The organism is Stenotrophomonas sp. FSL W7-1447 (assembly GCF_037966425.1).
Lineage (GTDB): Bacteria > Pseudomonadota > Gammaproteobacteria > Xanthomonadales > Xanthomonadaceae > Stenotrophomonas > Stenotrophomonas pavanii.
In genome coordinates, this window is sequence record NZ_CP150199.1 from 2338909 (window position 1) to 2357592 (window position 18684).

The following is an 18684-nucleotide window of genomic DNA, read 5'->3' on the forward strand; positions in this document are numbered from 1 at the left end:
GGGCGATTCAAGCCGATGAACAGAACGCCGTCATCCAGCGGTGGTTTCGGCCCTGTCCGGACGCGGCCAGATGTCGCATAACTGAAAACTGACGCCGTCTCATTTATTATCAATCACTAACAGCGCATTCCAAAGGTATGGTCTAAGGTGGCGAAGCAGGTCCCTGAACGCTCCAAGTCGGACGACAGCAAGGCGTCACGTCGCACGGCCGCGGCGGCGACGACCGACAATCCACGCCGCCAGCGCCTCTGGCGCGATCTGGGCCTGATCGCCATCGCGCCGGCCCTGCTCTATCTGGCGGCCAGTCTTTTCACCTATTCAGCGACCGATCCGGGCTGGTCGCACACCGGTAGCGTGGTTGCGCCGGTGCACAACCTGGGCGGCCGTGCCGGCGCCTGGATCGCCGACGTGCTGCTGCAGCTGTTTGGCTACATCGCCTTCCTGCTGCCCATCGTGCTGGGCGCGCTGGCCTGGATCGCCATGTTCGGCCTCAAGCGCGAGAGCAAGGGCGAGAACGACCTGGATCCGGCACTGCGCCTGGTCGGTCTGGTCGGGTTCCTGATTGCCGGCACCGGCTTCCTGCATGTGCGCCTGTTCAGTGGCGATGTCGCCAGTGCCGGCGGCATCCTCGGCAAGCTGGTAGGCAACTCGCTGACGGTGGGCTTCGGCGCGCTGGGGGCCAACCTGTTCGTGCTGGTGCTGCTGCTGGCCTCGATCACCCTGGCGACCGGGCTGTCATGGTTCACGGTGATGGAGAAGATCGGCCGCGGCGTGATGTCGCTGGCGCCGTTGCTGGAACGCAAGAAGGAAGAAGTCACCGAGTGGAAGCAGACCCGGGTGATGCGCGAGGAACGCCAGGAAGTGCGCAAGGCCGACGCCGAGGTGCGCGCCAAGCGCGAGCCGGTGAAGATCGAGCCGCGTCCGGAGCCGGTGATCGAGAAGAGTGATCGGGCCAAGCGCGATACCCAGATTCCGATGTTCCGTGGCGTCAACGGCGATGGTTCCGACCTGCCGCCGCTGGCGCTGCTGGATGATCCCAAGCCGCAGCCGAAGGGCTATGACGAAGAAACGCTGGAAACCCTGTCGCGGCAGATCGAGTTCAAGCTGAAGGACTTCCGCATCGATGCGCAGGTGGTCGGCGCCAACCCTGGCCCGGTCATCACCCGTTTCGAGATCGAGCCGGCACCGGGCATCAAGGTCAGCCAGATCAGTTCGCTGGACAAGGACATCGCGCGTGGCCTGTCGGTGAAGTCGGTGCGCGTGGTCGATGTCATTCCGGGCAAGTCCGTGATCGGCCTGGAGATCCCCAACGTCACCCGCGAGATGATCTTCCTGTCCGAGCTGCTGCGCTCGAAGGAATATGACAAGTCGGCCAGCGTGCTGACCCTGGCGCTGGGCAAGGACATCGCCGGCCGCCCGACGGTGGCCGACCTGGCGCGCATGCCGCACCTGCTGGTGGCCGGTACTACCGGTTCGGGCAAGTCGGTGGCGGTCAACGCGATGGTGCTGAGCCTGCTGTTCAAGGCTTCGCCCAAGGACCTGCGGATGCTGATGATCGACCCGAAGATGCTCGAACTGAGCGTCTACCAGGGCATTCCGCACCTGCTGGCACCGGTGGTCACCGACATGAAGGAGGCCGCCAACGGCCTGCGCTGGTGCGTGGCCGAGATGGAGCGCCGTTACAAGCTGATGAGCGCAGTGGGCGTGCGCAACCTGGCCGGCTTCAACAAGAAGGTGAAGGAAGCCCAGGACGCCGGACAGCCGCTGATGGACCCGCTGTTCAAGCCGAATCCGGAACTGGGCGAGGCGCCGCGACCGCTGGAGACACTGCCGTTCATCGTCATCTTCATCGACGAATTCGCCGACATGATGATGATCGTCGGCAAGAAGGTCGAAGAGCTGATCGCGCGCCTGGCGCAGAAGGCGCGTGCGGCCGGCATCCACCTGATCCTGGCCACGCAGCGCCCGTCGGTGGACGTGATCACCGGCCTGATCAAGGCCAACATCCCGACCCGTATCGCCTTCCAGGTCAGCTCCAAGATCGACTCGCGCACCATCCTCGACCAGTCCGGCGCGGAAACCCTGCTCGGCCACGGCGACATGCTGTACCTGCCGCCGGGCACCGCGCTGCCCGAGCGCGTGCATGGTGCGTTCGTGTCCGATGACGAAGTGCACCGCGTGGTCGAGCATCTCAAGGCGATGGGCCCGGCCGACTATGTCGACGGGGTGCTGGACGAGGTGCAGACGATGGGCGACGGCGTGGTCGTCGGTGCCACCGGCCTGCCCGAGACCAGTGCGGCCGGCGACGAGTCCGACCCGCTGTATGACGAAGCGCTGCGGGTGGTCACCGAGACCCGTCGCGCCTCCATTTCCGGCGTGCAGCGCCGGCTGAAGATCGGCTACAACCGTGCAGCGCGACTGATCGAGGCCATGGAAGCGGCCGGCGTGGTCAGCCCACCCGAGCACAACGGCGACCGCACGGTGCTGGCACCGCCGCCGCCGAAGTAAGACCCGAGGTATCCCCCACGACGTCCAAGGAACCGACGCATGCTTCACCCCGTACCAAGCGCGCTGGCACTGGCGCTGGCAGCCTTGCTGGCTGCCAGTCCGGCACTGGCAGAAACCGCCACCTCCGCGCCCGCCACGGCGCCGCCTTCCACCAGCGGCGATACCGAAGCCAGCAATAATTTCAGCATTGTCCGTTACCGCGCCGACTACCAGGTCCGGCCGGATGCGGGCAATGTGCAGACCGAAACCTACGAAGTCCTGCTCAAGACCAAGGCCTCGGTCGAGCAGTTCAGCCAGGTGCGGCTGAGCTACAGCGAGAAGATGGAAACCCTGGAGGTGCTTGGCGCCTACACCATCACCGCCGACGGCCAGCGCCGCGACGTGCCGGCCGACCGCATCTACACCCAGGAAAGCTACTCCAGCGCCTCGGCGGCGATGTACGCCGACCGCAAGGTGCGGGTGATCGTGTTCCCGAACCTGGCGCCGGGCACGCGGCTGTACTACCAGGTGCGCCGGACCCAGCTGACGCCGTACTTCCCGGGCTATTTCGGCCTGTGGGAGACCTTCAATGTCTTCACCGAATACGAGGACGCCGAGGTCACCCTGAGTGCGCCGGCCAACCTGCCGATGTTCATCGACAGCCGCGGCGTGCAGGGCAGCGATCGCCCGACAGTGAAGAACGGCCAGGCGCAGTGGCGCTGGCGCTACCAGCGGCGTGAGGCGATGCCGGCGCAGAACTGGTCGGCCGCCGGTTGGGAGTTCGGCCCGAACATCATGGCCAGCACGTATCGTGACTGGGCGCAGATGGGCCGCGCCTACCAGCGCAAGGCCGGGCCGGCGGCGCAGGTCACGCCGGAACTGCAGGCGCTGGCCGACCAGATCACCGCCGGCATCAGCGACCGCCGCGGGCAGGCCGACGCGCTGTACCGCTGGGTGGCGCAGAACATCCGCTATGTGGCGGTGTACCTGGGCAATGGCGGCCTGGAGCCGAACAGCGCGCAGAGCATCCTCGACAACCACTATGGTGACTGCAAGGACCATGTGACGATCCTGGAAGCGCTGCTGGCGGCCAAGGGCATCGCCAGCTCGCCGGTGCTGATTGGCGCCGGGGGCGGTCCGACGCTGCCGAAGATTCCGGTGCTGGGCCGCTTCAACCACGCCATCACCTACATCCCCGAGTTCGATCTGTACCTGGATTCGACCACGGCATGGGCGCGCTTCGGACAGTTGCCGGAAGGCGATCTGGGGGCGCCGGTGGTGCGCACCCGCGACGCGACGCTGGCGCGCACCCCGGCCAACACGCCCGATCGCAACGCCACGTCGATGGAAGTGCGCTTCACCTTCGACGCCAACGGCGACCTGCGCGGCGAGACGATTCCGAAGCTGGGCGAGAACGCCGAGATCGGCATGCGCGCGCAGTTCTCACAGCTCAACGCGCAGAACCGTGCGCGCGCTGAGGAGCAGATCATGGCCGCGTCGGGTTTCGACGGGCGCGGGCAGTTGCAGATCCAGGGCGTGCCAGGCGATCTGACCCGGCCCTTCGGCTATCGCATGGCGTTCCAGGCCGAGGACTACGCCGATTTCAGCGTGGCCGGGGGCATGGCCGTGCCGGACCCGCCGGGTGGCGAGTCGGTGCGCGGCCTGTACGCCACTGCCTCGGCGCCGGCCAACGAAACGCCGTTCTACTGCAATGCCAGCCTGCGCGAGGAAACCTATCGCCTGCAGTTCCCGGCCAATGCACCGATCATCGCCATCCCGGCCAGCCAGCGTTTCGCCAACGCCGCCGGCGAATACCGCGTGGACTGGAGCCGCGAGGGCCAGGACGTGATCGTGCACCACCGCTTGCAGCAGAATGCGGTGCGTGGCCCGGAGGCGCTGTGCCAGCCGCAGGACTATCCGGCGTTCCGCGCGCTGTATCGCGAAGTGCGGCGCGGCTTCCGTGGCCAGGTGCTGTATGGCCGGCTGAAGTAGAACCGCGCCCTGCATGGATGAAGCCGCCTTCGTGCGTGCATCGCCGTTCGACGATCAGGGCGGCATAATGTCGCCCTGATCGCCCATTCAGCTTGCACCGGGCACACTCACACCCAACTTTCCTGGCCTGCGTGCCCACAGGATTTCCGCATGAACGTCCGCTTCCGCCGTTTCCTTGCTTCCACCACCCTGGCCGTGGCCTGCGCCGCCGCCGGCAGTGCCTGGGCTGGCGCCCGCGATGACCTGAAGGCTTTCACCAGCGGCCTGAAGGGCCTGGATGGCCAGTTCAGCCAGCAGGTGTTCGACAGCCGCGGCAAGGTGAAGGAATCGACCAGCGGCCGCGTGGCCCTGTCGGCGCCGCGCCTGTTCCGCTGGGAATACGTGCGCCCGCACGAGCAGTTGATCGTGGCTGACGGCAAGAAAGTCTGGATGTACGAGCCGGACCTGGAGCAGGCCACCGTGCGCGAGCAGGGCAAGGAAGAGCAGAACAGCCCGCTGACCGCGCTGATCAATCCGGCGCTGCTGGAACAGCAGTACGACGTCAGCGAAGAGGCTGCGCAGCGCGATGGCCTGCAGTGGCTGTCGCTGTCGCCGAAGCGCGAGACCGAAGCCAGCTTCCAGTACGCGGCGCTGGGCTTCAACGCGCAGGGCCTGGCCAAGATGGAAATCACCGATGCGGTTGGCCAGCGTACCGTGATCAGCTTCAGTGGCTGGAAGCGCAACCCGGGCTTCGCCGCCGGCACCTTCAGCTTCACCCCGCCGAAGGGCACCGACGTCATCGGTGATTGATCAGGGCGCCGGACATGGCCCGGCGCTACCGAATCCGGTGGGTGCCAACCGTTGGTTGGCACGCTTGGGATCAGCCGGCCAGCGGCCGGCACTACCGAACCCGTTGACCTGATCCACCGGGCCTGTAGACGGGCAGTCATAGATTGATCCTGCTGGGAACCATAGGTTCAGCCAAGGGCGTTCTGTACAGATCCACCTATGGTGGCTTGGGTGGCTTCCGCCTACGCTGCCTGCACGGCGGCGGGATCCTCAGCCGCAATCCGTCCGGAGTCGCCTCTGGCATGAGTGCAGCGATGACAATGGCAGCCACCACCATCGCTGCTGCTATAGCTGCCACAAGCAAGTAAGTGCGCCCACTGCTACTGCGGGTTCTGTGGCTGGGTGTTCTGGCGGCCGGTCAGCTAAAGCTGCGAGGTGATGGTAAGGTGACCGTCGTAGACAGTAAGTCGAGGCACTATCTACCAGCAGCGGTCGAGGCTGCCAGGTATCCGGCGATATTGAGATATGTGGGTCTTGTCCTATCTCATGCGAAGCTGCAGGGGTTCCGCTTCCATATTGATAATGATGGGTTTTTCGAACGCTCGGAGAAGGTGTCTTAGGAGATTTTAGAGTGATTCCAGTTTCCGGTAGCGTCGCGGCGCTCTGTGAGCGCATCTACAATGGCTATGGGCGATCTGACAAAGTCGGAATTCCGTATTTTATGGAATTCCATCATGAACTACGCAGGCAAAATGCGATTGAATTCCTGGTGTTCAACTTCCGAGAGTACCCCTACGTCTATTCGTCCGAACTGATGCTGGGAACACCGTTTGTTTGGGCGGACTTTACTTCCCAGGAATGGGTTGCATTGCTCCGGGCTGGTAGCCCGCGGCCAAACTCCCGTCGGCTCATTGAGGAAATTTCATCGTTCTGCGATCTGGAATTTTTGGTCAAGTGCCTGAGATTGAATGCCCTTAATGTATACGCGGCCGATCCGGTGATATCTGATCTGGATAAGATGAATGCCGTTGGGTACTTCAAGCGGTTTTCCTACCTTTTGGAGCCCGAGGTTGACGATCTGCTCGATGGAGTATCTTTGATTGGCATTAAGGAAATTGAGCGAATTCGCTCCAGGTTGGTGGATGAGGGGGTATTCTCACCTCTGGTTGACTAGTACCTGTTATAGGCCTGCAGCGATCTCGATGCAGTAGCGGGCTGCAGCAGCTTTCCTTGCGCGGCGATGTTGCTGCGTTCCAGCTTTCGCGAGACTTCCCAGTGAACGGCAGGTCGACTTCATCTCCCTGCGGGCCTTATGAGGACGCAGCCTGGAGCAATCGAAACCCCTGGAAACGCCCAGCGTGCCGACGCCGCGCCGATGTGCTCCGGACCGAGCGCGGCTGAGATGGTCATCGATTCCAAATGTGGCCCTTGATCGCAGAGGGGCGTCGCGTTCAGAGACAAGGGTGGCAGCTCACAAAGGCCCAGCTCCACGCTTGAGCTGTCGAAGGCCTAGATGCCATGGCCGGGGCCAGGGTGGCGGCGTTCACGGTAGCAATCTGATTATGCTGCTCACGTGGCGCAATTTTCTAAAGAATGGGCGTATTGGATACGGCGTCAAACTGCGTGTCGTCTTTCGTGGTGAGTCGTGGTCCTAAGGTTGGCCCGCTGGCCTAATAATTAAGCAACGTCGGCTCGCTGGGTGTTTCGGCCTTCAACTTTTACGTCGAGCCGCCCGCTTGAAGCGCCGATCTCGTCTTCCGCGAGTCCGCAGCCACTTGGCATCGTCAGTTCCCGCGCGCTTCCACGTGTTTTAGCGCCGGGCACAACTCAGGCCACGCTGCCCGGCTAAGCCGAACTCGCCACAATGCAGCCAGAGTTTTGTCAGGCCTTTGACGACCTTGGTAAGAGCGCAAATCCACGGTTTCCCGCCTACATGGCCCGGCGCCGCCTCCTTTGGGAGGTGTCACCTTGGTTGATACGCATTTGGTTTGCCGGCCAGCGGCCGGCACTACCGGAATCGCCGTCACGCTCTCGCGGTACAATAAGCGGGTGCCAAGACATCGCTCCACTTCCTTCCCCGGTCCCGATCTGCTGAGCGTTGATCGGGAGCACCTGCGCCCGCTGGCCGAGCGCATGCGCCCGCGCACCCTCGACGAAATGGTCGGGCAGAAGCGCCTGTTGGCGCCGGACAGCGCGCTGCGCCGCGCGGTCGAATCCGGTCGCGTGCATTCGATGATCCTGTGGGGGCCGCCGGGCTGCGGCAAGACCACGCTGGCGCTGCTGCTGGCCGAGTACGCCGATGCGGAGTTCCGTGCCATCTCTGCCGTGCTGTCCGGGCTGCCGGAGGTGCGCCAGGTGCTGGCCGAAGCCGCGCAACGCTTCGCGGAGGGCCGGCGCACCGTGCTGTTCGTGGACGAGGTGCATCGTTTCAACAAGGCGCAGCAGGACGCATTCCTGCCGCACATCGAGCGCGGCACGATCCTGTTCGTCGGCGCCACCACCGAGAATCCGTCGTTCGAGCTGAACTCCGCGCTGCTGTCGCGTTGCCGCGTGCATGTGCTGGAAGGTGTTTCGCCGACCGATATCGTCGAAGCGCTGGAACGTGCGCTGGGGGATCGCGAGCGCGGCCTGGGCGAAGAGCGCATCGAGGTCGCGCCCGAACTGCTGCTGGAGATCGCCACCGCCGCCGATGGCGACGTGCGCCGTGCGTTGACCCTGCTGGAGATCGCCGCCGAACTGGCGGGCGGGGAGGGGGGGCGCATCACGCCGCAGACCCTGACCCAGGTGCTGGCCGATCGCACCCGTCGCTTCGACAAGGGCGGCGAGCAGTTCTACGACCAGATCTCGGCACTGCACAAGTCGGTACGCAGTTCCAACCCGGACGCCGCACTGTACTGGCTGACCCGCATGCTCGATGGCGGCTGCGATCCGTCGTATCTGGCGCGTCGACTGACCCGCATGGCCATCGAGGACATCGGCCTGGCCGATCCGCGCGCGCAGAGCATGGCGCTGGAAGCCTGGGACATCTACGAGCGGCTCGGCAGCCCGGAAGGCGAACTCGCCTTCGCGCAGCTGGTGCTGTACCTGGCCAGCACTGCCAAGTCGAACGCCGGCTATGCGGCCTTCAATCAGGCCAAGGCTGACGTGCGTCAGAGCGGTACCGAAGAGGTGCCGCTGCACCTGCGCAATGCGCCGACCAAGCTGATGAAGGAGCTGGGCTATGGCGCTGAGTATCAGTACGACCACGATGCCGAAGGAGGCATCGCGCTGGACCAGACCGGTTTTCCGGACGCGATGGGCGAACGGGTGTACTACAACCCGGTGCCGCGCGGCCTGGAAATCAAGCTGAAGGAAAAGCTGGACCGGCTGCGTGCCGAGCGTGAAGCGGCGAGGGCCGCGAAGGGCCGTTGAGCCGGCTTATGGAGGGTCGAGCCATGCTCGACGCTGCATTGTTCCCGCCGCCGGTCTTTGGCACACTGCGCGGCCACTTTTTCAAGGATCGATGCCGTGCAGGAAATGATTCTGCCGTTGAAGCGTTACGCCCAGTTCGAGGGTCGTGCCAACCGTCGCGAGTACTGGATGTTCCAGCTGTTCCTGTTGATCGTGTCGGCCGTACTGATGGTGCCGCTCGTTGCCGGGCTGGTGATGCAGTCCGACGTCCTCGGCATTGCGTCGATCATCCTGTTCGTCGTGTTCTGGCTGGCCACCGTGCTGCCGGTCATCGCGGTGACCGTCCGTCGCCTGCATGACTGCAATCAGTCGGGCTGGATGTACCTGCTGGCCTTCATTCCGTTCGGTGGCCTGGTGATCTTCGTATTCGCGCTGCTGCCGGGCACGCCGCAGGAGAATGCATACGGTCCGGTGCCTTCGGGACCGTGACACGGCGCGAGTCGAGCGTGCCTCGACGCTACAGGGCGGCAGAATGAAGCCGGCATTTCGCCGGCTTCGTCCTTACTTGATGGTGCAGTCGCCGAAGGACAGGTAGTCGGTGCCCGAGCTGAACTGCAGCGTGCAGCTGGCGGTGAACGTCGCGCCTTCTTCCAGCGCGCCCAGCTTGGCCGCCTGCTGTTCGTCGTCGCTGGTCAGCCGGGCCAGCACATTGCCCTGGTCGTCGCCGGCCTCGATCAGCGGCTCGCCCGCCAGGTTGCTGGAAACGCTCAGGGCTACGGCAGTGAAGGTCACCGTCTGGTTGAGCTGGTCCATGCCCAGTGACGAATTGCCGGCTTCTTCAAAGGCCTGGTAGAGCGTTGGCAGGTCCTGTGCGGCATGGGCAGCCAGCGGTGCAAGCAGGCCGAGGGAAAGGGCGATCAGGGCGGTGCGCTTCAAGGTGTTCTCGCAGTCACGGGATCCATTCCCGTGGGTGGTGGTGACCTCCGCGTCATGCGCGGAGGATGGTCGGCAGATCCACGCCACGCGTGGAGGCGGGCAGCCATGGACAGGGCGCGGCCGATGGCTCGATCACCCATCCATCCGCAGCCCTGCGAGGGCGGGGCGCTCCTGCGCCCCGGCGCCTGGGAAAATAGTGGATCCGGTGTTTCCGGCGCAACCGGGAAAATGAACGCATCGCGCGCGTGATACACAGCGTGACGTTTGATCGATGTGATAATCATTCGCGTTTAAGGTAGACTGCGGTCCCCTGTGAACCGGCGGCCCCGTGCCGCGTCTGCCGCCGCTGATGAAGCATTTCGTCCCGCCTTCGCGCCGTGGCCCGCTGGCCCGCGGCCTGGCCGCCCTGATGATGGCTCTGCTCCTGGTCACCCCGTACGCCCATGCCCAGCAGCGCAATCCGCTGCAGAAGATCGGCCACACCGTGCTCGACGAGCCGGCGGCGAGCTATCGCTTCGAGCATTTCGTGGTGGACAGCCCGGACCAGCAGCGCCGTTGGCGGGTGAATCTGGCGATCCCGGTCAAGCCTGGCAAGGCGCCCTCGCCGGTGCTGTACGCACTGGATGGCAATGCGGTGGCCATGGTGCTGGACCAGCCGTTGCTGGCCGAACTGGCCGCGCGCAAGGCGCCACCGGTGCTGGTGCTGATCGGCTACGACAACGACCTGCGCATCGATTCCAAGGCGCGCACCCGCGACTACACCGCGTGGATCGACCGTGCCGACGACGAGGGCGGCACAACCCAGGCGGTCGGCGGTGGCGCCGCGGCCTTCCTGGATGTGATCGAACGCCGCATCAAGCCCGAGGTCGAGCGTCGCGCACGCATCGATACGCAGCAGCAAGCGCTGTGGGGGCACTCGCTGGGCGGGTTGTTCGTGCTCCATGCGCTGTACACGCGTCCCGCCGCCTTCCAGTCCTATCTGGCGGCCAGCCCGTCGCTGTGGTGGAGCCAGGGTGCGGCGCTGGGTGATCCGGAACAGCAGTTCGTGCAGAACGTGCACGGCCAGCAGGCCAGCCTGTGGCTGATGCTGGGCGGCGCCGAGCGCGTCGGCGATCGCGGCAAGCGTGACCTGACCAATCCGCGCGTGGTGGCGCACCTGCGCCGTATCGGTGGCGCCACGCCGGACGCGGCAATGCAGTTGGCCGAGCGCTTGGGCAAAGTGCCGGGCCTGAGCGTGCGCTACCGGGAATTTCCTGGCCTGGGCCATGGCCCGATGCTGCCCGCCTCGTTCCACGCGGCGCTGCACGAGCTGTACGGCGTAACCGATCGTAGTACCCGCGATGGCGCACCCAATGGCGGTGACAACGCCGCCGAGTGAGCCGACCCGCACGCGATGCCGTGCGATCCCACCACCCAGGCGAGGCTGCCGGCGTGCAGCGGCCCAGGCAACCGATGAATCCCGCGCCACGTGGCGCGGCCTACGTGTGCAAGGAGCCTGCCATGTCGTTCCGTCCGTCTTTCCGTCTTACCACTCTTGCTGCCGGCCTGCTGCTGGCGGTGACCGCCACCGCGCAGCCGGTGTTCGACCAGCCGGCCAACGCCACCTTCAAGGGTGAGGTCGTCTCACGCGGTGAGAACGTCGTTCCTGGCAGCACCGCCGAGGTGGTCGGCCGTGGCTTCGTGCCGGGCCAGAAGGTCAGCCTGCTGCGTGGCGACAGCGTGCTCAACGCGCAGCCGCTGGTGGTCGATGCCGATGGCAACTTCAAGACCCAGCTGAGCATTCCGACTGACGCGGTGCCGGGCACCCACCCGGTGGTGGTGCGCGCCAGTCAGCCGGCCGCAGCGACGGTGCTGAAGCTGCGCGTGTCGCCGCAGCTGCCGCTGTCCGGCCAGGCGCAGTTCGCCACCCAGTCCAGCAAGCTGGTGCCCGGCCTGTACCAGTCCGCCTACAGCGCCGCCAGCAATGCGGTGTTCGTGACCTCGGCGGTGGGGCGCCCGCCGGTGACCCAGTCGCAGCTGCTGAAGCTGGACCCGACGTCGCTGAAGGTGACCCGGGCGATCACCCCGGCGAAGGTGCCGGGCAACACCCATGGTGCGGTCTACGCGGTTTACGGTGTGGGCGTGGATGACACCCACGGCAATGTCTGGGTCACCAATACCCGACAGAACTCGATCGCGGTCTATCGCCAGAAGGACCTGTCGCTGGTCCATCAGTTCCCGGTCGATGCCGTGCCGCACGCGCGCGACGTGGTGGTCGATGGCACCCGCGGCAAGGTGTTCGCCTCGGCCACGGGTGAAGACCACCTGTCGGTGTTCGATGCCAGGACTTTCAAGGAACTGCCGCCGGTGACGCTCGAATCCGGCGTCGATGACGGGAAGTTCACCCCGATGAGCCTGGTGCTGGATGAGAAGGGCGGCAAGCTGTTCACCGTCAGCATCGGCACCCCGGAAGCGGCGGTGATCGATGTGGCCAGCGGCAAGGTCGAGAAGGTCATCGACCTCGGCAATTCGATCAGTGCCTCGGGCGTGGCCTTCGACGCGGCACGCAACCGCCTGTACGTGGCCTCCCAGGGCACCGACAACCTGCTGATCGTCGATGTGGCCGCAGGCAAGGTGCTGCACGACGTGCCGGTCGGCGCCGGCGCGCTGAACGTCGCCTTCGATGATGCCTCCGGCCTGGCCTACGTCAGCAACCGGGGCGCCGGCACGGTCACCGTGGTGAATGGTGACGGCAAGGTGGTTGCCAACCTCGATGGCGGCACGCTGCCGAACCATGTCCGCGCCGATGGCAAGGGCAACGTGTTCGCGGTGAACAAGTCGCGCGGCGCTGAGGACCCGAAGGGTGACCGCATCACCCGCATTACCCCGAAGCAGTAAGTCACAGGGCGGGGCGGCCTGCACGTCGCCCTGCCAGCAAGGAGAACGAGCATGAACATCGCGTCCCGTCTGCGCCTGTGTGCGCTTCCGTTGGCTGTTTCGCTGGCGCTGGCCGCCTGTAGCGGTTCGTCGACACCGCCTGATGGCCACAAGGCCGCCGAGCCGCCCGCCGCAACCGCCGCTGCGGACACCGCGTTGCCGGCAGGCTGGCAGCGCGTGGCCGGTGCCGAGATGCCGGCGGTGCACGACCAGAAGGCCGTGCTGCCGGCCAGAGTGCATTCCGATGACGGCGCCGATATCGAGGTGACCGATACCCGCCGGATCATTGCCGGCGGCGACGACGTCATCGCGGTGATCGAGGCGCTGGGCCTGGGCCAGCAGGTGTACGCGGCACCAACCAACACCACCACGCAGGCTGGCCTGGCCGCGCCGCACCAGTTCCTGTTCAATCGCACCACCGGCGTGGAGGGCGTGCTGAGCCTGCAGGGCTCGCTGTTCCTCGGCAACAGCCTGCGCCGCCACACCGAGCTGGCGAAAAAGCTGCGCGAGGTCGGCGAGCCAGCGGTGGTCATCGATGACCTGCAGCCGGCGCCGGACAAGGTGCGCAAGGTCGCCGCCGCACTAGGGCTGGCCGAAGCGGGGCAAGCACTGGCCACGCAGGTGCAGCGCCAGCTCGATGAGGCTGCAGCGGTTGGCAAGGGCCTGGGCCATGCGCCACGACTGATCCACGTCTCGGCCACCGGCGCTGGCGGCTCGCCCACTGTTGCCGGTGCCGACAGCGCGTCGGCGCAGCTGATCGCCCTGGCCGGCGGCATCAACATCGGTACCGAGGCCGGGGTGAAGAACTACTCGCAGCTGAGCAATGAGGGCGTGGTCGCGGCGGCGCCGGAGGTGATCCTGGTGACCGAGCATGACCTGCAGCTGTTCGGCGGTGCCGAAGGCCTGTGGAAGGCGTACCCGACGCTGAAGCAGACCCCGGCCGGGCAGGCCAATCGGGTCTGGGTGATGCCGGATGTGCAGCTGAAGTACACGAGCGTGGGTTCTGGTGCGGGCGCGCTGGCGCTGGCCAAGGCCCTGGCGGCGTTGCCGAAGGCATGAGTCCGGCGGATCGGCGCCGCCGTCGCGGGCGGGCGATGTTGATGGTGGCGTTGCTGGCACTGCTGGGGGCAGTGCTGGCGTCGTTCGCCGTGGGTCCGTTGCGGTTGCCACCGCTGGAGGTGATGCAGGCACTGGCGGTGAAGCTGGGCCTGCTTGACCCAGAGGCAGTCAGCAGTCGCGACCTGGCCGTGGTCTGGCAGCTGCGCATTCCGCGTGCCCTGTTGGGCGCAATGGTGGGTGCGTCGCTGGCGATGGCCGGTGCCAGCCTGCAGGGCCTGTTCGGCAATCCGCTGGCGGACCCCGGCATCGTCGGTGTCAGCCAGGGTGCTGCGCTGGGGGCGGTGGCAGCCATCGTGCTCGGCGCTGCCGGTGCGGCCGGCTGGCTGGTGCCGGTGGCAGCCTTTGTCGGCGGCGCGCTGGCGATCGGCCTGACCTATGCGCTGGCCCGGCCCGGCAAAGGCAGTGGGAATGCCACGCTGCTGCTGGTCGGCATCGCGATGGCCGCGTTCTGCTCGGCGCTGATCGGTTTCCTTACTTACATCGCCAGCGAAAGCGAGCTGCAGTCGCTGGTGTTCTGGCAGATGGGCTCGCTGGCGCGCGCCAACTGGGCCGATGTGGCAGCCGTGGTGCCGTTGTTTGCGATTGGCGTGTTTGCGCTGCAGCGGCTGGCCACGCCGCTGGACATGCTGGCACTGGGGGAACGCCAGGCACAGCACCTTGGGCTGGATGTCACCCGCACGCGACGTCGGCTGGTGGCGTTCAGTGCGCTGCTGGTGGGCGCAGCGGTGGCGTTTGCCGGCTCGATCAGTTTCGTTGGCCTGGTGGTGCCGCACGTCGCGCGCCTGCTGGTCGGCCCCGGGCATCGCTGGTTGCTGCCGTTGTCCGGCCTGCTGGGTGCGCTGCTGATCGTGGTGGCTGACACCGCTGCACGCACGCTCGACCCGCCGGCAGAGATTCCGCTGGGCTTGTTCTCGGCCGCGCTGGGCGCACCGTTCTTCCTCTGGCTGGTGCTGCAGCAGCGCCGCAAGGCGGCGCCATGAGCGTGCTGCTGAAGCTGCACGAGGTGGTGGTGCGCCGCCAGCAGCGCGAGATCCTGCATGGCATCTCGCTCGCGTTCGAGCCGGGCACGGTGACCGCGCTGGTTGGCCCGAACGGCGCAGGCAAGTCAACGCTGTTGGCGGTGGCTGCCGGTGACCTGCGTGCCGACGTGGGTGAGGTGAGCCTGCTGGGCAAGCCGTTGGCCAGTTACAAGGCGGGGCCGCTGGCACGCGAGCGCGCGGTGATGCCGCAGGAGCATGGCGTGCGCTTCGCCTTCAGCGTGGAAGAAGTGGTGGCGATGGGACGGTTGCCGCATCCGCCGGATCCGCGTGTGGACGATGCTCAGGTGGAAGCTGCCATCGATGCCGCCGAACTGCAGGCGCTGCGCCTGCGCGAAGTACAGCAGCTGTCCGGTGGCGAGTCCGCCCGCACCACGTTCGCGCGCGTGCTGGCGCAGGACACGCCGCTGCTGTTGCTTGATGAACCGACCGCCGCGCTGGATCTGCGCCACCAGGAGCGCACGCTGCGCAGTGTGCGTGCCTGTGCCGAAGCCGGTGCGTGCGTGATCGTGGTGCTGCACGACCTCAACCTGGCCGCCGGCTATGCCGACCGCATCGTGCTGCTGGAGCAGGGCAGGGTGGCGGCCGATGGCACGCCGCTGCAGGTGCTGACCGAAGACAACCTGCAGCGGGTTTACCAGCAGGATGTGGTGGTGCTGGAGCATCCGCGGCGCGGGGTGCCACTGGTGGTGGTGACATAGGCCGGATCTGCCGCCGTCGCCGCGTATCATGTCCGGCCGGTATTCCCTCAATGGACTGATGCAATGATCTGTAGCATTTCGCGCGGCACTGTGCTTGCCGTGTTGGCTGGCTTCGCAGGCGCTGCGACTGCGGCTTCCACCTCGCCGGTTTCGCTGACCGATGCAGCGGAGAATGCCTCGCTGATCGAGATCCGGCATTCCGCTGGCGCGGGCTCCCCTGTTGCGTCCATCCGGACGCAGTACTTCGCCAACGAGGAAATGTCCGTGAGCTGGGACGGCCAGCAGGTGCTGGTGCTTTGCAAGGAGGCGGCGTACCTGCAGATTCCCCCTGCCAAGCTCAAGGCCGCTGCGTTGAGCACCGAGCAGCGGCAGATGATCGTCTACCAGGCGCTGATGTCCGGCCTGGGCGCCGTCGCGGGCTTGGTCGGCCCGGCGGGCGAGGTGGTGGCGGTGGCGGATGACGGAAGCGAGACCCGCAGCGTTGGCGAAAATCCTTGGGCGTACGGTATCGAGCGCTACGACATCACCACCCAGCGCATGCCGGGCGGCGCGCTACGCGTGCATTCCCGCAAGACCGCGACCGTGAACACGACGCCCCCGGCGAGCCCGGACGACACGTTCAGCACCGAAGATGACCAGGCGGCACGCCTGTCCGAACTGGCCCCGGTCGGTAGCTGGACCGAGGTGGTGATCCATGGCGGCCCGCGGCTGCCGCACATGGACCCGGCGACGTCGCTGAAGGGGTGGATGTCGATGGGAGATGACCAAGCGGCGACCGTGGCCGAGGCGCGCACGCTGCACGGCTGCAAGTAAAGGCTGAGAGGGGTCAGATCCCTTTGCCAGGGGCAAAGGGATCTGACCCTGATGCCGGCCGGCCTCATCGTTCCATCTGTGTGTGCAATATTCACTTGCGCGCCAGATTGGCAGGTCTACAATGCGCGCCATGAACCGGATGCCGCTCCTGAAGTTTTTCACCCTGACCCGCGCAAGCGCGGAACGGGCGTGTCTGCCTGGAGCCCCACGAGGCCGTTGAAACGGCCATCGCTGGACCTTCGACAGAGCGCCCTCCGGGGCGCTCTTTTCGTTTTTGATTCTTGTACTCGACTAATTTCCCGCGAGTCGACTAACAGTCGACTCTACCCAGCCGACGCTACTCAGTACCGCAAAGGAGAACGTGCCATGCACCAGATCGCCGAGACCGAACGCTAGCCGCGCACCCTGTCGCCAACCGGGGGGCGCGGCCCCCGAAGTTGGCTTTGCAGGAACCTTTCTCATGAACACCCAAGTCCTTTCCCGCCGTCGCAACCTTGGCATCATTGCCCACATCGACGCCGGCAAGACCACGCTGACCGAACGCCTGCTGTGGAAAAGCGGCGAGATCCACCGCGTCGGCGAAGTACACGACGGCAACGCGACCACCGACTTCTCGGCGATCGAGCGCGAACGTGGCATCACCATTGGCGCGGCCGCCGTGCAGGCGCAGTGGGCGCCGCGCGACCTGCCGCCGCATCGGCTGACCCTGATCGACACCCCCGGCCACATCGACTTCGCCATCGAAGTCGAGCGTTCACTGCGGGTGCTTGACGGTGCCGTGGCCGTGTTCTCGGCCGTGGACGGCGTGCAGCCGCAGTCCGAGACGGTGTGGCGCCAGGCGCGTCGCCATCGCGTGCCGCTGATCGCCTTCGTCAACAAGATGGACCGCGTCGGCGCTTCGTTCGAGCGCGTACTGGAGCAGCTGCAGGACAAGCTGCAGGCGCGGCCATGGGCACTGGGCGTTCCGCTGGGCAGCGAAAGCGGCTTCAACGGCTGGGTCGACCTGGTCGACGAGCGTGTGCTGCAGTGGCAGGACGGTGCGGCCGCGTCCATCATCGCGTGGGACGACGCGGCGCGTGCGCAGTGGCAGCCGCAGCGCGATGCGCTGGTCGAAGCCGTGGCCGATCACGATGAGCAGCTGGCCGATGCCTGGCTGGAAGGTCGCGTGATCGATGCCGGGGCGCTGCGCGCGGCGATCCGCCGGGCGACGCTCGCCGGTGCGGGCGTGCCCGTGCTGGCTGGTGCCGCGTTCAAGGACAAGGGTATCGAGACGCTGCTGGACGCTGTGGTCGATTACCTGCCGTCGCCGCTGGATCGCCCTGCCGTCAGCGCCGAAAGCGATGACGGCGAGGTGGTACTGCCGCCGGACCCGGATGGTCCGCTGGCCGGCCTGCTGTTCAAGATCACCCACCAGCAGCACGGCGCGCTGAGCTTCGTGCGGCTGTACTCGGGCAGCTTGAAGGTGGGCGACGCGGTAGCCAGTTCGCAGCATCCGCAGGGTCGGCGGGTCAGCCGGCTGGTGCGGGTGCAGGCCGACCAGACCCACGACATCGACCAGGCCGCGGCCGGGGACATCGTCGCGGTGCTGGGCTGGAAGGATGCGGTCAGCGGTGAAACGCTGAGCAGTCGTGCACGCCCGCTGCGCCTGGAGAACATCCAGGCCCAGGCGCCGGTGCTGGCCTGGCGCCTGGAGCCGGCGCGTGCGGCGGACCTGATCCGGATGGCGCAGGGCCTGGCCAGCCTGGCCCAGGAAGACCCCTCGTTCCGTGTGGAAACGGACCGGGAAACGGGTGAAACCCTGGTCTGGGGCATGGGCGAGCTGCACCTGGAAGTGATGGTCGAGCGCCTGCGCAGCGAGTGGAAGGTCGATGTAGGCGTGGGTGCGCCACGCGTGGCCTACCAGGAGACGCCGATGCGCCCGATGACCGGTGTCGTCGGGCGGCTGGTCAAGCAGACCGGTGGCCAGGGCCAGTTCGCGCACGTGGTGCTGGACGTATCGCCGCGCGAGGACGACCAGGTGGTGTTCAATGACCGCATCGTCGGTGGCGTGGTGCCGCGCAGCTTCATCGCAGCGGTGGAGAAGGGCGTGCGGGCTGCGCTGTCGGAAGGCCCGCACGGGCATCCGGTGGTGGGTATCGAGGTCACGCTTGTGGATGGCCAGACCCATGCGAAGGACTCGTCGGAGATGGCGTTCCATCGTGCAGGTGCCGAGGCGATCAAGGCGGCGCTGGCCGAGGGTGGCACGCAGCTGCTGGAGCCGGTGATGGCGGTGACGGTGCATTCGCCGTCGGCGTCGGTGGGTGACGTGGTCGGCGACCTCAACCGTCGCCATGGCCGCATCGCCCGCATCGAGGACCAGGACGGTCGCGCCGAGGTCAGCGGCTTCGCACCGCTGGCGCAGCTGGTCGGGTATACGACCTCGCTGCGCTCGCTCAGCCAGGGACGCGCGAGCAGCGAGGCGCACCTGCATGGCTACGAGCCGGTACGCGCGGCATGAGGAAAGTGAGGGGAGCCCGTTCGCGGGC

Annotated in this window: 14 protein-coding genes; 13 read left to right on the top strand and 1 reads right to left on the bottom strand. The window is 66.4% G+C overall.

Going from position 1 to position 18684, the window contains the following annotated elements; translation table 11 throughout:
* The first annotated feature begins 147 nt into the window (after positions 1 to 147).
* The 6 genes from NSQ78_RS10985 (at position 148) to NSQ78_RS11010 (ending at position 9126) form a co-directional block, all read left to right on the top strand.
* Positions 148 to 2508 (top strand): DNA translocase FtsK, encoded by a 2361-nt coding sequence (locus tag NSQ78_RS10985; protein WP_064238502.1) that lies wholly within the window; start codon positions 148 to 150, stop codon positions 2506 to 2508.
* 39 nt (positions 2509 to 2547) lie between these two features.
* On the top strand, positions 2548 to 4479 hold the full coding sequence (locus NSQ78_RS10990; RefSeq protein WP_049467718.1) for a DUF3857 domain-containing protein: 1932 nt from the start codon (positions 2548 to 2550) through the stop codon (positions 4477 to 4479).
* Between the two features lie 150 nt (positions 4480 to 4629).
* On the top strand, positions 4630 to 5268 hold the full coding sequence (gene lolA / locus NSQ78_RS10995) for an outer membrane lipoprotein chaperone LolA (RefSeq protein WP_049467715.1): 639 nt from the start codon (positions 4630 to 4632) through the stop codon (positions 5266 to 5268).
* A 610-nt stretch (positions 5269 to 5878) separates the two neighbouring features.
* On the top strand, positions 5879 to 6421 hold the full coding sequence (locus NSQ78_RS11000; RefSeq protein WP_149901826.1) for a hypothetical protein: 543 nt from the start codon (positions 5879 to 5881) through the stop codon (positions 6419 to 6421).
* 959 nt (positions 6422 to 7380) lie between these two features.
* On the top strand, positions 7381 to 8658 hold the full coding sequence (locus NSQ78_RS11005; protein WP_210240759.1) for a replication-associated recombination protein A: 1278 nt from the start codon (positions 7381 to 7383) through the stop codon (positions 8656 to 8658).
* A gap of 96 nt (positions 8659 to 8754) precedes the next feature.
* Positions 8755 to 9126: a DUF805 domain-containing protein gene (locus tag NSQ78_RS11010; protein ID WP_049467709.1), complete on the top strand. Its 372-nt coding sequence runs from the start codon at positions 8755 to 8757 to the stop codon at positions 9124 to 9126.
* A gap of 72 nt (positions 9127 to 9198) precedes the next feature.
* Here the strand turns inward: NSQ78_RS11010 and NSQ78_RS11015 are convergent, their stop codons facing one another.
* Positions 9199 to 9573: a hypothetical protein gene (locus NSQ78_RS11015; RefSeq protein WP_049467707.1), complete on the bottom strand. Its 375-nt coding sequence runs from the start codon at positions 9571 to 9573 to the stop codon at positions 9199 to 9201.
* Between the two features lie 349 nt (positions 9574 to 9922).
* Here NSQ78_RS11015 and NSQ78_RS11020 point away from each other — a divergent pair, with 349 nt between their 5' ends.
* The 7 genes from NSQ78_RS11020 (at position 9923) to fusA (ending at position 18656) form a co-directional block, all read left to right on the top strand.
* A complete protein-coding gene (locus tag NSQ78_RS11020) occupies positions 9923 to 10951 on the top strand; it encodes an alpha/beta hydrolase-fold protein (protein WP_064239645.1) in 1029 nt (342 codons plus the stop codon).
* Positions 10952 to 11073: 122 nt separating this feature from the next.
* A complete protein-coding gene (locus tag NSQ78_RS11025; RefSeq protein ID WP_064238505.1) occupies positions 11074 to 12450 on the top strand; it encodes an ATP-binding protein in 1377 nt (458 codons plus the stop codon).
* Positions 12451 to 12501: 51 nt separating this feature from the next.
* The gene (locus NSQ78_RS11030) at positions 12502 to 13548 is read left to right on the top strand and encodes an ABC transporter substrate-binding protein (protein ID WP_064238506.1); all 1047 of its coding nucleotides are present in this window, start codon (positions 12502 to 12504) and stop codon (positions 13546 to 13548) included.
* The gene (locus NSQ78_RS11035; RefSeq protein ID WP_064238507.1) at positions 13545 to 14588 is read left to right on the top strand and encodes an iron ABC transporter permease; all 1044 of its coding nucleotides are present in this window, start codon (positions 13545 to 13547) and stop codon (positions 14586 to 14588) included. The genes NSQ78_RS11030 and NSQ78_RS11035 overlap by 4 nt, the downstream gene beginning before the upstream one ends.
* Complete coding sequence (locus tag NSQ78_RS11040) at positions 14585 to 15346, top strand: heme ABC transporter ATP-binding protein (protein ID WP_049467698.1); 762 nt, start codon at positions 14585 to 14587, stop codon at positions 15344 to 15346. Before NSQ78_RS11035 ends, NSQ78_RS11040 begins: the two co-directional genes overlap by 4 nt.
* A gap of 63 nt (positions 15347 to 15409) precedes the next feature.
* Positions 15410 to 16159 carry a hypothetical protein gene (locus NSQ78_RS11045; protein ID WP_064238508.1) on the top strand — a complete coding sequence of 250 codons (750 nt, stop codon included), beginning with the start codon at positions 15410 to 15412 and terminating at the stop codon, positions 16157 to 16159.
* 460 nt (positions 16160 to 16619) lie between these two features.
* Positions 16620 to 18656: an elongation factor G gene (gene fusA, locus NSQ78_RS11050; protein ID WP_064238509.1), complete on the top strand. Its 2037-nt coding sequence runs from the start codon at positions 16620 to 16622 to the stop codon at positions 18654 to 18656.
* Positions 18657 to 18684: the final 28 nt, after the last annotated feature.

Excerpts from the sequence above, each read along its gene's own strand:
- NSQ78_RS10990 (WP_049467718.1), top strand. The coding sequence starts at position 2,548 with ATGCTTCACCCCGTACCAAGCGCGCTGGCACTGGCGCTGGCAGCCTTG.
- lolA (WP_049467715.1), top strand. The coding sequence starts at position 4,630 with ATGAACGTCCGCTTCCGCCGTTTCCTTGCTTCCACCACCCTGGCCGTG.
- NSQ78_RS11005 (WP_210240759.1), top strand. The coding sequence starts at position 7,381 with ATGCGCCCGCGCACCCTCGACGAAATGGTCGGGCAGAAGCGCCTGTTG.
- NSQ78_RS11020 (WP_064239645.1), top strand. The coding sequence starts at position 9,923 with ATGAAGCATTTCGTCCCGCCTTCGCGCCGTGGCCCGCTGGCCCGCGGC.
- NSQ78_RS11025 (WP_064238505.1), top strand. The coding sequence starts at position 11,074 with ATGTCGTTCCGTCCGTCTTTCCGTCTTACCACTCTTGCTGCCGGCCTG.
- NSQ78_RS11030 (WP_064238506.1), top strand. The coding sequence starts at position 12,502 with ATGAACATCGCGTCCCGTCTGCGCCTGTGTGCGCTTCCGTTGGCTGTT.
- NSQ78_RS11035 (WP_064238507.1), top strand. The coding sequence starts at position 13,545 with ATGAGTCCGGCGGATCGGCGCCGCCGTCGCGGGCGGGCGATGTTGATG.
- NSQ78_RS11040 (WP_049467698.1), top strand. The coding sequence starts at position 14,585 with ATGAGCGTGCTGCTGAAGCTGCACGAGGTGGTGGTGCGCCGCCAGCAG.
- NSQ78_RS11045 (WP_064238508.1), top strand. The coding sequence starts at position 15,410 with ATGATCTGTAGCATTTCGCGCGGCACTGTGCTTGCCGTGTTGGCTGGC.
- fusA (WP_064238509.1), top strand. The coding sequence starts at position 16,620 with ATGAACACCCAAGTCCTTTCCCGCCGTCGCAACCTTGGCATCATTGCC.